General features: G+C 68.8%; 14 protein-coding genes. 11 read left to right on the top strand and 3 right to left on the bottom strand.

All coding sequences use genetic code 11. From position 1 onward, the window contains the following. Positions 1–20 precede the first annotated feature (20 nt). The 5 genes from LXM64_RS09405 to leuA all read left to right on the top strand — a co-directional run bounded on the left by LXM64_RS09405 (position 21) and on the right by leuA (position 5,615). Positions 21–1,052 carry a PhoH family protein gene (locus tag LXM64_RS09405; RefSeq protein WP_234075448.1) on the top strand — a complete coding sequence of 344 codons (1,032 nt, stop codon included), beginning with the start codon at positions 21–23 and terminating at the stop codon, positions 1,050–1,052. Beyond that, entirely contained in the window at positions 1,049–1,525 is a 477-nt protein-coding gene (gene ybeY, locus LXM64_RS09400) for an rRNA maturation RNase YbeY (protein WP_234072993.1), read from the top strand. The genes LXM64_RS09405 and ybeY overlap by 4 nt, the downstream gene beginning before the upstream one ends. After that, positions 1,522–2,832, top strand: coding sequence for a hemolysin family protein (locus LXM64_RS09395; RefSeq protein ID WP_234072992.1), 1,311 nt, complete (start codon positions 1,522–1,524; stop codon positions 2,830–2,832). The genes ybeY and LXM64_RS09395 overlap by 4 nt, the downstream gene beginning before the upstream one ends. Beyond that, entirely contained in the window at positions 2,829–3,725 is an 897-nt protein-coding gene (gene era, locus LXM64_RS09390) for a GTPase Era (protein ID WP_234072991.1), read from the top strand. The genes LXM64_RS09395 and era overlap by 4 nt, the downstream gene beginning before the upstream one ends. A gap of 132 nt (positions 3,726–3,857) precedes the next feature. Beyond that, entirely contained in the window at positions 3,858–5,615 is a 1,758-nt protein-coding gene (gene leuA, locus LXM64_RS09385; RefSeq protein WP_234072990.1) for a 2-isopropylmalate synthase, read from the top strand. Between the two features lie 93 nt (positions 5,616–5,708). Here the strand turns inward: leuA and LXM64_RS09380 are convergent, their stop codons facing one another. After that, entirely contained in the window at positions 5,709–6,410 is a 702-nt protein-coding gene (locus LXM64_RS09380) for a trimeric intracellular cation channel family protein (RefSeq protein WP_137416846.1), read from the bottom strand. 35 nt (positions 6,411–6,445) lie between these two features. Between LXM64_RS09380 and recO the strand changes: the two genes are divergently transcribed. Both recO and LXM64_RS09370 read left to right on the top strand, forming a co-directional pair. Beyond that, entirely contained in the window at positions 6,446–7,174 is a 729-nt protein-coding gene (gene recO, locus LXM64_RS09375; protein WP_234072989.1) for a DNA repair protein RecO, read from the top strand. Beyond that, a complete protein-coding gene (locus LXM64_RS09370; RefSeq protein ID WP_137416848.1) occupies positions 7,171–7,974 on the top strand; it encodes an isoprenyl transferase in 804 nt (267 codons plus the stop codon). Before recO ends, LXM64_RS09370 begins: the two co-directional genes overlap by 4 nt. A 7-nt stretch (positions 7,975–7,981) precedes the next feature. Here LXM64_RS09370 and LXM64_RS09365 read toward each other — a convergent pair whose 3' ends face one another. Beyond that, on the bottom strand, positions 7,982–9,022 hold the full coding sequence (locus tag LXM64_RS09365; protein ID WP_234072988.1) for a PIG-L family deacetylase: 1,041 nt from the start codon (positions 9,020–9,022) through the stop codon (positions 7,982–7,984). 235 nt (positions 9,023–9,257) lie between these two features. Here LXM64_RS09365 and LXM64_RS09360 point away from each other — a divergent pair, with 235 nt between their 5' ends. Beyond that, positions 9,258–9,932 (top strand): DsbA family oxidoreductase, encoded by a 675-nt coding sequence (locus tag LXM64_RS09360; protein WP_234072987.1) that lies wholly within the window; start codon positions 9,258–9,260, stop codon positions 9,930–9,932. A 1-nt stretch (position 9,933) separates the two neighbouring features. Here the strand turns inward: LXM64_RS09360 and LXM64_RS09355 are convergent, their stop codons facing one another. Further along, a complete protein-coding gene (locus LXM64_RS09355) occupies positions 9,934–10,437 on the bottom strand; it encodes a glutathione peroxidase (RefSeq protein WP_267955098.1) in 504 nt (167 codons plus the stop codon). 51 nt (positions 10,438–10,488) lie between these two features. Here LXM64_RS09355 and dusB point away from each other — a divergent pair, with 51 nt between their 5' ends. The 3 genes from dusB to dnaG are packed head-to-tail and all read left to right on the top strand — an operon-like array spanning position 10,489 to position 14,853. After that, positions 10,489–11,649 (top strand): tRNA dihydrouridine synthase DusB, encoded by a 1,161-nt coding sequence (gene dusB / locus LXM64_RS09350; protein WP_137416852.1) that lies wholly within the window; start codon positions 10,489–10,491, stop codon positions 11,647–11,649. Next, the gene (locus LXM64_RS09345; protein ID WP_234072986.1) at positions 11,621–13,000 is read left to right on the top strand and encodes a deoxyguanosinetriphosphate triphosphohydrolase; all 1,380 of its coding nucleotides are present in this window, start codon (positions 11,621–11,623) and stop codon (positions 12,998–13,000) included. The genes dusB and LXM64_RS09345 overlap by 29 nt, the downstream gene beginning before the upstream one ends. Then, complete coding sequence (gene dnaG, locus LXM64_RS09340; protein ID WP_234072985.1) at positions 13,000–14,853, top strand: DNA primase; 1,854 nt, start codon at positions 13,000–13,002, stop codon at positions 14,851–14,853. Before LXM64_RS09345 ends, dnaG begins: the two co-directional genes overlap by 1 nt. Positions 14,854–14,878: the final 25 nt, after the last annotated feature.

The following is a 14,878-nucleotide window of genomic DNA, read 5'->3' as shown; positions in this document are numbered from 1 at the left end:
CCGAAGCCGTCGAGAAGCTGATGGCCGACGGCATCGCCATGGTGCAGCTTCTCGGACCGCAGGACCGCCTCCTGCGCGTGGTCGAGCGCGAGCATCCGGATGTCGACGTCCACGTGCGCGGCAACGAGATCACCCTCTCTGGTTCGGCCGCCGAGGTCGCCGCAGCGAGGAGGCTTGTGGAGGAGCTGCTGGTCATGACCCGCCGAGGGCAGGACCTCGGCCCCGCCGACGTCGCATCGTCGCGCCGCATCCTCGACACCGACGGCGGGATGCGTCCGTCGGAGGTCATGGGCGAGGCGATCCTGTCGTCGCGCGGCAAGGTCATCCGCCCGAAGACGCTCGGGCAGAAGGCCTATGTCGATGCGATCGAAGAGAACACGATCGTGTTCGGCATCGGCCCCGCCGGCACAGGCAAGACCTACCTGGCGATGGCGAAGGCCGTCCAGGCGCTCCAGCGCAAGGAGGTCAGTCGCATCATCCTCAGCCGGCCGGCGATCGAAGCGGGGGAGCGCCTCGGGTTCCTCCCCGGCTCGCTGACCGACAAGATCGATCCGTACCTGCGGCCTCTCTACGACGCGCTCAACGAGATGCTCGACCCGGAGCTCGTTCCCAAGCTCATGGCGAGTGGAACCATCGAAGTGGCGCCGCTCGCCTACATGCGCGGGCGGACGCTCAACGACTCCTTCGTGGTGCTCGACGAAGCGCAGAACACGACGCCCGAGCAGATGAAGATGTTCCTCACCCGCCTGGGGTTCGGCACACGCATGGTCGTCACCGGCGACATCACTCAGATCGACCTGCCGCAGGGAGCATCCGGCCTGCGCCTGGTGACGCGGGTGCTCAAAGACATCGACGACATCCACTTCTCGTACCTCACCAGCGACGACGTGGTGCGCCACACGCTCGTCGGGAAGATCGTCGACGCCTACACCGAGTTCGATGAGCGACGCCTCGCCTCCCGGCGTGAGCGGGATGAGGCCAGCGAGCTCGCCAATCGTGCCCAGAGGCGCGGGGGCGCGCGCGACCACCTTCCGAAGCGAGGACGCTCATGACGATCGAGATCACCAACGAGTCCGGAATCGACGTCGACGAGACCGTGCTGCTGCGACTCATGGAGAGCAACTTCTCCGAGCTCCACATCAGCCCGGACGCCGATGTCGCGATCCTGCTGGTCGACGAGGGCGCCATGGAGGCGCTGCACGTGCAGTGGATGGACGAGCCGGGACCGACCGACGTGCTGAGCTTCCCGATGGACGAGCTGCGGCCCGGCTCCGAAGAGGCCCCGACGCCTCCCGGCCTCCTGGGCGACATCGTGCTGTGCCCGCAGGTCGCCGAGACCCAGGCGCGTGAGGCGAAGCCGCCGCATCCGATGCAGGACGAGCTGATCATGCTCACCACGCACGGGCTGCTGCACCTGCTCGGCTTCGATCACGCCGAGCCCGATGATGCGGCCGAGATGTTCGGCCTGCAACGCGATCTCATCGTCGCCTTCACCCTCGCCGAGCGGCGCAGGGCGCGGGGATGACCGCTGCGCTGCTGCTGACCGCGGCCGTCCTGCTCATCGCGTTCGGCGCTCTCATGGCCGCGATCGACGCGGCGTTCGGCGTCACATCCCGACAGGATTTGATCGATCTCTCGGGGTCCGGCCGCAACGCCGTGCCGCTCGGTCGCATCAGCGCCGACCCGGAGGCGCACGCCAACGCGGTGGCCTTCATCCGGGTCCTGGCCGAGACCGGTGCCGCGGTGCTCGTGACCGCCGCGTTCGACCAGCTCTTCGACAACGTCTGGTGGGCGATCCTGGCGGCCGTCGTGCTCATGACGGGCCTCTCGTTCGTCGCTGTCGGTGTCAGCCCCCGCTCTGTGGGCCGTCGCCACGCCGAGGGTCTGCTGCGCGGAGCCGCGCCGGTGATCCGGGGCGTCCGCATCCTCCTCGGTCCGCTTGCACACGGCCTCGTCGCGCTGAGCAGTCGGGTGACACCGGGTGGCGCGCGCGGGGCATCCTTCGACACCGAGGAACAGCTGCTCAGCATGGTCGATGAAGCCGCCATGCACGACCTCATCGAAGAGGACGATCGCGAGCTGATCCACTCGGTCTTCGAGTTCACCGGCACCTACGTGCGCGCCGTCATGGTGCCGCGCACCGACCTCGTCACGCTCGCGGAGGACGACACGGCGCGAGAGGCGCTGCGGATCTTCCTCGACACGGGGGTCTCACGCATCCCCGTCCTCACCGCCGACGGCGAAGACGTCAGCGGCATCCTCTATCTCAAGGACCTCGTCCGTCGCGCGTTCCGTGACGAGCAGGACTGGGGTGCGCAGTCGGTGGCGCAGCTGGCACGCGTCCCCGTTTTCGTGCCCGAGTCGATGCGCGTCGAGCCGTTGCTGCAGCAGATGCAGCGCGACGCTGTGCACGTGTGCATGGTCGTCGACGAGTACGGCGGCATCGCGGGCCTCGTGACCCTCGAGGACGTCATCGAGGAGCTCGTGGGGGAGATCGCCGACGAGTACGACGCCCCCGCGACGGAGGTCGTCGAGCTCGGCCCCGATCGCTATCGGGTGAGCGCTCGTCTCGGCCTGGACGCGGTCGGTGAGCTGTTCGGCCTCGAGCTCGACGACGACGAGGTCGACTCCATCGGCGGGCTCTTGGGCAAGGTGCTGGGCCGGGTTCCGCAGCCCGGTGCCAGCGTCACGTACGAGGGCCTCAACCTGACGGGAGGGGCGTCGCGCGGGCGGGGGCGCGGACTCGCGACCGTCTTGGTCGAGCGTGCCCCGGAACCGCAGACGGATACCCGGACGGGTTCGATCCCCGTGCCGGTGAAGGGAGAACGATGACCGACGAGCACCGCAGCGGCTTCGTGACATTCGTGGGCCGCCCGAACGTCGGCAAGTCGACGCTCACCAACGCGCTCGTGGGCGAGAAGATCGCCATCACGAGCGAGAAACCGCAGACGACGCGTCGCGCGATCCGCGGCATCGTGAATCGGCCGGCCGGTCAGCTCGTCGTCGTCGACACGCCGGGACTGCACCGGCCCCGCACCCTGCTCGGGCAGCGCCTGAACGACCTGGTCGAGGATGTGCTCGGCGACGTCGACGTCATCGCCTTCTGCGCGCCGGCGACCGAGAAGGTCGGTCCCGGTGACCGCCGCATCGCGGAGTCGTTGAACGGCTACCCCCGCGCGCGGAAGGTCGCCGTGGTCACGAAGACGGATGCCGCATCCCGTGAGCAGATCACCGAGCGACTGATCGAGGTGGACTCCCTCCGCGAGGACTGGGATGCGGTCATCCCGCTCTCCGCGCTGACGGGGGAGCAGCTGGGCGTGCTCTCTGACGAGCTGCTCGCGCTCATGCCCGCCGGCCCCGCGCTGTACGACGCGGATGTGGTGACGGACGAGACCACCCAGGACCGCATCGCCGAGATCATCCGTGAAGCGGCCCTGGGCGATGCGCGCGAGGAGCTCCCGCACTCCATCGCGGTCGTCGTCCAGGACATCTCCGAGCGTGAGGATTCGGATCTGACGGATGTGTTCGCCGACATCGTCGTCGAACGCGACAGTCAGAAGGCGATCATCATCGGACGCAAGGGTCAGCGCCTGCGCGATGTGGGTGCGGCCTCGCGCGCCGGGATCGAGCAGCTGCTCGGGCGCCGGGTGTACCTGTCGCTGCACGTGCGCGTCGCGAAGGAGTGGCAGCGCGACCCGAAGCAGCTGGGTCGCCTCGGCTTCTGACTCGCCGGGTGTAAGCTGTTGGCATGCGCGCGGCCGTGCTTCTCCTTAGTCGCCGCGACGAGACCTCGATCTAGGGCCCTTCTCGTCGCGGAGCTCGTCGACGGCCCGCATCATCCGACGAGGAAAGCAGCCATGGAGAACACTCAGAAGCCGTCCGGCATGCCGACGCGCAAGTACCGCCCGTTCCACGAGCAGATCCGTGTGGAACTGCCCGATCGCACCTGGCCCGCAAAGCGCATCACCGAGGCGCCGCGCTGGTGTGCGGTCGATCTGCGCGACGGCAACCAGGCACTGATCGACCCGATGAGTCCCGAGCGCAAGCGCGTCATGTTCGACCTGCTCGTGCGCATGGGCTACAAGGAGATCGAGGTCGGCTTCCCGAGCGCGAGCCAGACGGACTTCGACTTCGTGCGGGAGCTGATCGAGAAAGACCTCATCCCCGACGACGTCACCATCCAGGTGCTGACGCAGGCGCGCCAGCACCTGATCGAGCGCACCTACGAGGCCATCGCCGGTGCCAAGCAGGCGATCGTCCACCTGTACAACTCCACGAGCGTGCTGCAGCGCGACGTCGTCTTCCGGACGGACAAGCAGGGCATCATCGACATCGCACTCGAGGGTGCGCGGCTCTGCCGCGAATACGAGAAGCGCGTCCCCGAAACCGCGGTCTACTACGAGTACTCGCCCGAGAGCTACACGGGCACCGAGCTCGAGTTCGCGGCCGAGATCTGCAACGCCGTGCTCGAGATCCTGGAACCGACGCCCGAGCGCAAGGTGATCATCAACCTGCCCGCCACGGTCGAGATGGCGACCCCGAACGTCTACGCCGATTCGATCGAGTGGATGGGGCGCAACCTCAACCATCGCGAGAACGTCATCATCTCGCTGCATCCGCACAACGACCGCGGCACGGCCGTCGCCGCGGCGGAGCTGGGCTACATGGCCGGCGCCGATCGCATCGAGGGCTGCTTGTTCGGCAACGGTGAGCGCACGGGCAACGTCGACCTGGTCGCCCTGGGGATCAACCTGTTCACGCAGGGCATCGACCCCCAGATCGACTTCAGCGACATCGACCAGATCAAGCGCACGGCCGAGTACTGCAACCAGCTGCCCGTTCCCGAGCGCAGCCCGTGGGCCGGCGACCTCGTCTTCACGGCCTTCAGCGGTTCGCACCAGGACGCCATCAAGAAGGGCTTCGAGGCGATGGCCGCCGAAGCGGCGTCGCGCGGTGTCTCGGTCGATGAGATCGAGTGGGCCGTACCGTACCTGCCGATCGACCCCAAGGATCTGGGCCGGTCCTACGAGGCGGTCATCCGGGTCAACTCGCAGTCGGGCAAGGGCGGGGTGGCATACCTGCTCAAGACCGACCACGCGCTGGATCTGCCCCGCAAGCTCCAGATCGAGTTCTCCGGGGTCGTTCAGGCCAAGACCGACGCCGAAGGCGGCGAGGTCACGAGCGACCAGATCTGGTCGGTCTTCTCCGACGAGTACCTGCCTTCGGAGTCGGAAGACGCCCGCTGGGGCCGTTTCGAACTCCTCGGTACTCGGACCTCGAGCGAGATGACCGGCGACGTCGAGCTGAACGTGCGTCTGCGCGACGGCGACACGGTCGAAGACGCGGTCGGGAACGGCAACGGCCCCATCGCGGCCTTCCTCGAGGTGCTGCGTTCCCGTGGCTTCGACATCTCGCTGTACGACTACGTCGAGCACACCATGAGCGCCGGCGGCGACGCGCAGGCGGCGGCCTATGTCGAGTTGCAGGTCGACGGCGAGCGTCTGTGGGGCGTCGGCATCGACGGCGACATCTCGACGGCGAGCCTCAAGGCGGTCGTCTCGAGCGTCAACCGCGCGATCCGCACCCGCGAGCGCGAGCTGGTCGCCAGCGCCTGATCCCGCATCCCCACGGCCGCGAGACTGCATCTTCCGCACGAGATCACGGGTGATACCCGTGATCTCGCGACGAGAGTGCAGTCTCGCGGGCGTCTACTCGGGCTCGGCGGCGGGGCGCACGATCGGGATCGCGGCGGTCTCCACGGCGACCTTGCGCCGGTACAGCATGCGCTGCTCCGGGAGTGACAGGTCGAAGATCACCGCGAGGATGCGGATCGTGGTCGTCACGGCGATCCCCACGATCGCGGCGGCGACGAGGTTCACTCCGAACGCGTCCAGTGTCGCGAGCACGACGCATCCGGCCGCTGCGGCCACGGCGTAGAGCGACCCGACGTGCATGATGGCGACCGGCAGACCCATGATCACGTCACGGAGCACCCCGCCGCCCACGGCCGCGCAGACGCCGACGAAAACGGCGGGAACGACCGGAAGCCCCAGGGCGAGGGCCTTGCTCGTGCCGAAGGCTCCGAAGAGTCCGATGACGAACGCGTCGAGTGAGACGATGACCCGGTTCAGACGCTGGAAGAGGCCCGCCAGCAGCATCCCGATGAGGGATGCGGCCATCGCGGTGAGCAGGTACCAGTCGCTCTGCAGGGTGGCGGGAGCGACGCCGAGCAGCAGATCGCGGATCAGACCGCCTCCCATGCCGAACAGGATGCCGATGATCGCCACCCCGAGCAGATCGAGGCGACGCTGGCCGCGAAAGCCGGACGCGAAGAGCGCGCCCTGCACGCCTCCGAGGGCGACGGCGGTGAGATCGGCCCAGAGGGGGATCACGAAGAGCGGCTCGGTCACGCATCCATTGTCTCTGCTCCGCGGGATAATCGAGTGTGCCCACCTATCGCGACGAGGTCGTGGTCCTGCGCACCCACAAGCTGGGTGAGGCGGATCGGATCGTCACCATGCTCGGGCGCCGCACCGGCAAGATCCGCGCCGTCGCGAAGGGCGTGCGCCGCACGTCGTCCCGGCTGGGCGCGAGGTTGGAACCCTTCATGGTCGCCGACGTCCAGCTGTACGCGGGCCGCTCGCTCGACATCGTTCAGCAGGCCGAATCGCTGGGCACCTACGGCGCCGACATCGCCGGCGACTACGACAGCTACACCGCCGCGAGCGCGATGGCTGAGACAGCCGACCGGCTCGGCGACGCGGAAGCGTCCTCGTCGCACTATCTCCTGCTGGTGGGAGGCTTGCGGGCGCTCGCTCGTGCCGATCATGCGCCGCGCAGCATCCTCGACTCCTACCTCCTGCGCGCCCTCGCCCTCTCGGGCTGGGCTCCGGGCCTCGACGACTGCGCGCGATGCGGCACGCCCGGCCCGCACAGCGCGTTCGTCGCGCAGGCGGGCGGCATGGTGTGCCCCTCCTGCGCGCCCGCGGGGTCCGCGCGCGTCGATGTCCAGACCACGGGCCACCTCCGCGCGCTGCTGACCGGCGACTGGGAGAGCGTGGATGCCGCTGCCGAGCGCACGCACGCCTCCGCCTCCGGACTCGTCGCCGCTTATGCGCAGTGGCATCTCGAGCGCGGCATCCGATCCCTGTCCCACGTGGAAAGAGCCCGATGAGCCCGAAGCCCTACACGCACCGGGATGCGGTGCCCTATCGACCTGTCGATTGGACGGGGGAGTATCCGCCCGCCTACCAGCGCGGCACGGTGCCACGTCACGTGGCGATCGTGATGGACGGCAACGGGCGATGGGCGAACGGCCGCGGCCTCACGCGTGTCGAGGGGCACAAGGCGGGGGAGGCGGCCCTGTTGGACGTGGTCGCCGGTGCGATCCAGGCCGGCGTCACCCACCTCTCCGTCTACGCGTTCTCGACGGAGAACTGGAGCCGTTCGCCCGACGAGGTGCGCTTCCTGATGGGCTTCAACCGCGACGTGCTCCACCGCCGTCGCGACCAGCTCAACGAATGGGGCGTGCGGGTCCGGTGGGCCGGCCGCAAACCACGGCTGTGGGGCTCGGTCATCAAAGAGCTCCAGTACGCCGAAGAGCTCACGCGCGACAACACGGTGCTGACGCTGACGATGTGCGTGAACTACGGAGGCCGGGTCGAGCTCGTCGACGCCATGCGGTCGATCGCGGATGATGTCGCCGCCGGGCGCCTGCGGCCGTCCGCCGTCACGGAGAAGCTCGTTCAGCGTCGGCTCTACCAGCCTGATATGCCGGATGTGGACCTGTTCGTCCGATCCAGCGGTGAACAGCGCACCTCCAACTTCCTCCTCTGGGAGTCCGCGTACGCCGAGTTCGTGTTCCTCGACACCCTCTGGCCCGACTTCGGCCGCCGTGATCTGTGGCGGGCGATCGACATGTACCTGGGCCGCGATCGCCGGTTCGGCGGCGCCGTCGACGCACCCCGCGCGTGACGCGGTCTCAGCCGATGCCGAGCTCCGCGTCCGTCTTCGGATACGAACGCTGCAGCCACGCGCCGAATCCCTTCCGGGCGAGGCACGCGGTGTTGTCTGCGCAGGCGATCACCGGATCCTCCTTGGCGTAGATGCGGTAGGTGTCGACCTTGCGATTGAGGACATCGCCGCCGAGGTTGACGGGCAGATTCTGCGAGGGGTATCCCACGAAGTAGCGGATGGCGTCCGTCGGATACCCGACGCTCTGTGCCGCCGCCCGCACGATCGCGCCCGTCGCGCCGTGGTCGGGGTGATCGCCCTGTGTCAGGGGCGAGTTGGCGGGAACGTGGGTGAACAACCGGGTGGGTGCCCACGCCGTGATCGCCTCGGCGACGGTCTGCTGCAGCACCGCGGCGCTGAGGGGCGGTGCGCCGTCGATGGGGGCGAGCGCCGGGATCGCGCCGGATTCCAGCTGCGGAATGCTGGCGTGGCCGGTGGCGGTGAACCCGCCCGCATCGAGACCGCCGTCGGGAAGACGAAGGAACGCCACACTCAACTTGGGGTCGCCCTGGCGGGAGAACAACGTGACGTGTGCGCCGGACAGCGTCGTGATGCTGGTCTCGTCCCAGAACGCCTGTGCGCCGCGCATCGTGTTGTAGGCACGCAGGATGCCGAGTTCGCGCGACCGGGAGTAGTTCGTGCCCTTGCCGGCGTCTCCTGCGGTCAGGTAGAGCGTGCGGACGCATTCGCCGTTGCTCACCGCCTCCTGCAGCGACGGGTTCGCGAAGATCAGATCGTCGTCCTGGTGCGCCCACACGGACATCACGGATGTCGTGTCGCACCCGAGCGCGAGCGGGGAGACCGGCGCCGGTGGCGGTGGGGGCGGCGGAGGGATGTCGGGCGTCTGCACCGGTGTGGGCAGCGGCGCGGGATCCGGTGAGTGGATCGCCGATGGCGACGAACTGGGTGGCGGTTCCGCGGCGAACGGGAAGGACGGCGGCAGCTGCGGCAGGACCACGGCTGCCGCCGTGGTGGCGCCCACCGCCAGGACGGCGATGAGCGAACTCACCCAGATGACTGTGCGGCGTCGACGCCGTCGTGCGTGGCGCGCGTCGCGCGCCGGGGTTCGGGTCCCCACGTGCTTTCCCCATGTTGCTCAGGTGCCGGCATACCCCCACGGCAGCCCCCAGAAGTCTCGCACAGCGCGTCCCGCTTGCGTGGTCATTCTTCGCACCTTCTCAGCGTTCGCCGCTCTCGTCGCGGACCGTCGGAATAGTGGAGGTCGAGCCGCCGTTGCTCCCGTCATGACAGACCCGATTCGTATCGACGTGTGGAGTGACATCGCGTGCCCGTGGTGTTACATCGGAAAGCGCAATCTCGAGGCCGGATTGAAGGCCACCGCGGATGACGAGGACGCCCCGCGGGTGGAAGTGACGTTCCACTCCTACGAGCTCTCACCTGACACTCCCGTCGACTTCCACGGGAACGAGGTCGACTTCCTCGCGGAGTACAAGGGGATGCCGCACGACCAGGTTCGGCAGATGCTGGACCGTGTCACCGGTGTGGCGGCCGAGGCCGGTCTCGACTATCACTTCGAGAAGCTGCAGCACACCAACACGGTGCTCGCGCACCAGCTGCTGCACTTCGCGAAGGAGCAGGGTCTGCAGCGGGAGATGACCGAGCGTCTGATGGCCGCCTACTTCGTCGAAGGGCACCATGTGGGTCGGGTGGACGATCTCGTCGCACTGGCAGCGGAGGTCGGACTGGATGCGGATGCCGCGCGCGAGGCGCTCCAGAGCAACCGGTACCTCGACGCCGTCGAGGCCGACAAGGCGCAGGCGACGGCCTACGGGATCAACGCCGTCCCGTTCTTCGTCATCGACGAGCGCTACGGCGTGAGCGGGGCGCAGCCGCCCGAGGCGTTCGCGCAGATCGCGCGCCAGGTTTGGGCGGAGCGGCAGGGCGCGGAGTCGGCCTGAATCAGGCGGGCAGGTTCCGCTCGATGACCTCGACGATCGCCGGGTCGTCGGGCTTCGTCGTCGGGCGGAACCGGTGCACGTCACCCGCGGGGGTGAGCACGAACTTCTCGAAGTTCCAGAGGATGGGGCCGTGCTTGCCCTCTTCGTCCTTCGCACGCTTGAGTGCCTTGTAGAGGGGCGCGGCTCCGGGGCCGTTGACCTTAACCTTGTCGTTCACAGGGAACGTGACGCCCCACGTCGTCGAGCAGTATTCGAGGATCTCCTCGACGGATCCCGGTTCCTGGCCCATGAACTGGTTGCAGGGGAATCCGAGCACGGTGAAACCTCGCTCGCCGTAGGTGCGCTGCAGCTCCTCGAGCTGTTCGTACTGCGGGGCGAGGCCGCAGCGGGAGGCGACGTTGACGATCATGAGGACGTTCTGGCCGTATTCGGCGAGGGTCTTCTGGGTGCCGTCTGCGGCGGCGAAGGGGATGCTGCGGAGGTCTTCGGCGGTGGTCGCGCTCATGAGCCTTACAGTACGCCGCCGCGCGGTCCCTCGGTCTGGGAGAATGATTTGGTGACCACGACAATCGCCCCCGCGCGCCCTCTGCGGCTCGGCCCCATCGAGGTCGAGGTGCCGGTGGTTCTCGCTCCCATGGCGGGCATCACGAACACGGCGTTCCGCCGGTTGTGTCGCGAGTACGGTGCGGGCCTCTACGTGAGCGAGATGATCACCTCGCGCGCCCTCGTGGAGCGCAACGACACGACCATGCGCCTCATCCGCCATCACGAGTCCGAGACGCCGCGCTCGGTGCAGCTGTACGGCGTGGATCCGGCGACGGTCGGAGCGGCCGCCCGACTGCTCGCCGACGAGGACCGCGCCGACCACATCGATCTGAACTTCGGTTGCCCAGTCCCGAAGGTGACCCGCAAGGGCGGGGGAGCAGCGCTGCCGTGGAAGAGCGGACTGTTCGGTGACATCGTCCGCGCGGCCGTGCGGGGTGCGGGTGACATCCCGGTGACCGTGAAGATGCGCAAAGGCATCGACGACGACCACCTCACGTATCTCGACGCCGCCCGCATCGCGGAGGATGCGGGAGTCGCGGCGATCGCGCTGCACGCGCGCACCGCGTCGCAGTTCTACTCGGGCAACGCCGACTGGGACGCGATCGGGACGCTGAAGCAGACCATCACGAGCGTGCCCGTCCTCGGCAACGGCGACATCTGGTCGGCGGAGGATGCCGTGCGGATGGTCGAGCAGACGGGTTGCGACGGTGTCGTGGTGGGCCGCGGCTGCCTCGGGCGTCCGTGGCTCTTCGGCGACCTGGCCCGCGCGTTCGGCGGTGGTGCCGGTACGCAGCCCGTCGATGCGACACTCGGTTTCGTGGCGGGCGCCTTCCGGCGTCACGCGGAGCTGCTCGTGGAGTTCTTCGAGGACGAGGACCGCGGGTGCCGGGATATCCGCAAGCACGTGGCCTGGTACTTCAAGGGCTATCCCGTGGGCGGCGACATCCGAGCGCGCCTGGCGACGGCCTCCTCCTTGCAGGAGATCGACGATCTCCTCGGCACGCTGGAGCTCGACGCGCCGTACCCGGGCGAGGCGGCCGAGGGCCAGCGCGGTCGCGCGGGAACCCCGAAGCGCCCGGCGCTCCCCGAGGGCTGGCTCGACAGCCGAGAGCTGGCGACCGACGCCGCCGGCGCGCTGGCGGATGCGGAGCTCGACCACAGTGGCGGCTGAACGCTCCGTGACGGGGACGCGGCCCGACGGATACGACGCGAGCGATGCCGACCGCTTCTTCGCCGAACAGCACCGCTCGCAGCGCGACGACTTCGCCCGCGATCGCGCTCGGGTGCTCCACTCCGCCTCGCTGCGCCGGCTGGCGGCGAAGACGCAGGTGCTCTCTCCCGCGAGCCCGGCCGATTTCGCGCGCAACCGATTGACCCACTCGCTCGAGGTCGCGCAGGTGGGGCGCGAGCTCGCCACCGCCCTGCAGCTGGCGCCGGACGTCGTGGACACCGCGTGTCTGAGCCATGACCTCGGTCATCCGCCGTTCGGGCACAACGGCGAGCGTGCGCTCAACGATTGGGCCGAGGACATCGGCGGTTTCGAGGGCAATGCCCAGACGCTCCGCATCCTGACCCGTCTCGAGTCGAAGGTGATCTCGGACGACGGGCGCAGCTACGGGCTCAACCTGACGCGCGCGAGCCTCGACGCGACCTGCAAGTACCCGTGGACCATCGACAGCCCGGTGCCCGATCCGGGAGGGCGGTTGAAGTTCGGCGTCTACCCGGACGACGAACCCGTCTTCCGCTGGATGCGCCAGGGGGCGCCGGGACGGGTGCGCTGCATCGAGGCCGAGGTCATGGACCTCTCCGACGACATCGCCTACTCGGTGCACGACTTCGAGGACGCCGTCATCAACGGATACCTCGATCCCGGGCGCCTCTCGGACCCGCGTCAGCACACGGCACTGCTGAGCGCCATCCAGACATGGGTCGGCTACGACTTCACGCGCGACGAGCTCGAGGACGCCCTCTACCGCCTGACCAGCCTGCCGGAGTGGATCGCTTCTTTCGACGGCACCCGCGCGGCGCACGCGAGGTTGAAGAACCTCACCTCCGACCTGATCGGTCGCTTCGCGCGCGCCGCGACCGCTGCGACGCGCGAGGCGTACGACGCGCCGGCTCTGACGCGGTACAACGGGCACGTGGTCGTCCCGCGCGTCGTCGAAGCCGAGATGGCGGTGCTCAAAGGCACGATCGGGGCGTTCGTGGTCACGATCGAGGGGCGAAAGGGCCTCTATCGTGAGCAGCGACGTCTGCTGAAGCGGCTCGCGACCGCCCTGTGGGAAGCGCCGGAGCACCTCGATGCCCTGCACGCAGAGGATTTCGTCCGCGCAGAGAACGACAGCGCACGCCGACGCGTGATCGTCGACCAGGTGGCGAGTCTGACCGACCGTTTCGCCCTCGGCTGGCACCACCGTCTGGTCGGCGAGATCGACACCGAGACCCTCGACGTCTGGATGCCGGGAGGGCGAACCATCGCCCGCTCCCTGTACGCCCTTCCCGAGCCTCTCGAGGGGCTCTGATGCCGGGGCGCATCGCGCAGGCCGACGTCGAAGAGGTGAAGGCCCGCACGAACATCGCCGACATCGTGGGGGAGCGCGTCGCTCTCAAGTCCGCGGGCGTGGGATCCCTCAAAGGCCTGTGCCCGTTCCACGACGAGAAGAGTCCCAGCTTCCACGTCCGACCGCAGGTGGGTTTCTACCACTGCTTCGGATGCGGCGAGTCCGGCGACGTCTACACGTTCCTGCGGCGGATGGATCATCTGACGTTCACCGAGGCGGTCGAGCGCCTCGCCGGACGCATCGGCTACACGCTCCACTATGAGGAGGGCGGGGCGGCGCCGGAGACGTCCGGACGCGCCCGACTCTACGCGGCGAATGCAGCGGCTGCCGAGTTCTTCCGGGCGCAGCTGCTGACTCCCGAGGCAGAGGTGGGGCGCCGCTTCCTGGGCGAGCGGGGCTTCGACGCCGGTGCGGCCGCGCACTTCGGTGTGGGCTTCGCGCCGCCGGGATGGTCGGGGATGCTCGACGCGATGACGGCGAAAGGCTTCACGAAGGAGGAGCTGCTGACCGCGGGACTCGTGTCCCAGGGGCAGCGCGGCGTCTACGACCGCTTCCGCGGTCGGGTGGTCTGGCCCATCCGCGACGTCACCGGTCAGGTGCTCGGCTTCGGTGCGCGGCGTCTGCTCGAGGACGACAAGGGGCCGAAGTACCTCAACACGCCCGAGACGCCGATCTACCGCAAGTCACAGGTCCTGTACGGCATCGACCTCGCCAAGCGCGACATCGCCCGCGGAGAGAAGCGCCGCGTCATCGTCGTCGAGGGGTACACCGATGTCATGGCGTGCCATCTGGCCGGGCTGACCACCGCGGTCGCCACCTGTGGCACGGCGTTCGGTGCCGAGCACATGAAGGTGCTGCGTCGCATCATGGGAGACGACGCCGCAGCCGAGATCGTCTTCACCTTCGACCCGGATGCGGCGGGCCAGAAGGCCGCTGTGCGCGCGTTCGCCGAGACGCGCACAGCCAACGTGCAGAGCTTCGTCGCCGTGGGGCCTGCGGACCTCGATCCGTGCGATCTCCGGTTGGCGCGCGGTGACGGAGCGGTGCGCGCGCTGATGGACACGAAGGTGCCGATGTTCGAGTTCGTCATCGATCAGCGTCTCGCGGGCCTCGACCTGCGCACGGTCGAGGGCCGGCTCGCGGGTCTGAACCTCGCTGCGCCCCTGCTGGCCGAGATCCGTGATGAGCCACTGCGTCGGCGTTACGAGCACGTCCTCGCGCGCCGACTCGGCGAAGACCTGAAGGACGTCCATCGCGAGGTGGCCCGCCAGCGGGCCCGCGCCGCCGGTGCGCCCGAGCCGGTCGCTGCCCCGGTGGCCGCGCCCGACGCCCCGCAACCGCCGGCCATGCGCGTCACACTCGCCTCGCTGCCCCGTTCGGCCGATCTGGAGCGCGACGCGGTGATGGGATTCCTGCAGTACGGGCACCGCCTCGACCCGGCAGAGCTGCGGGCAGCGCTCGACGAGACCTTCCAGCATCCTGCGCTCGAGGCGGTGCGCTCGAGCATCGCGGCGGTTCCGGATCACTCTCGTCCGGGGTGGGCCGCCGCGGCGGTCGACGCCGTGAGGGAGCCGTACCGGTCGTTGGCTGCCGAACTGCTCACGGGGGAGTTTCCGGCGCGCGACGAAGAGCACGCCGTGATCTCGGCCCGTGACCTGGCGTTGCGCATCCGATTGCGTGCCATCGACCGGCAGAAGCAGGAGCTGGTGGGAGACATCCAGCGGCTCGCCCCCGACTCGCCGGAGGGGCGCGACGTCCGGCTGCGCCTGCGCGAACTGGATGCGGCGCGACTGCGCCTGACCCTCGATCAGTAGCGATTCGGACGCTCAGCGTGCAGGA

Origin of the sequence: Microbacterium binotii, from assembly GCF_021398715.1 — a bacterium.
Classification (GTDB): domain Bacteria; phylum Actinomycetota; class Actinomycetes; order Actinomycetales; family Microbacteriaceae; genus Microbacterium; species Microbacterium binotii_A.
Note: the sequence above shows the minus strand (reverse complement) of the source record. Positions and strands in the feature narration are given on the sequence as shown.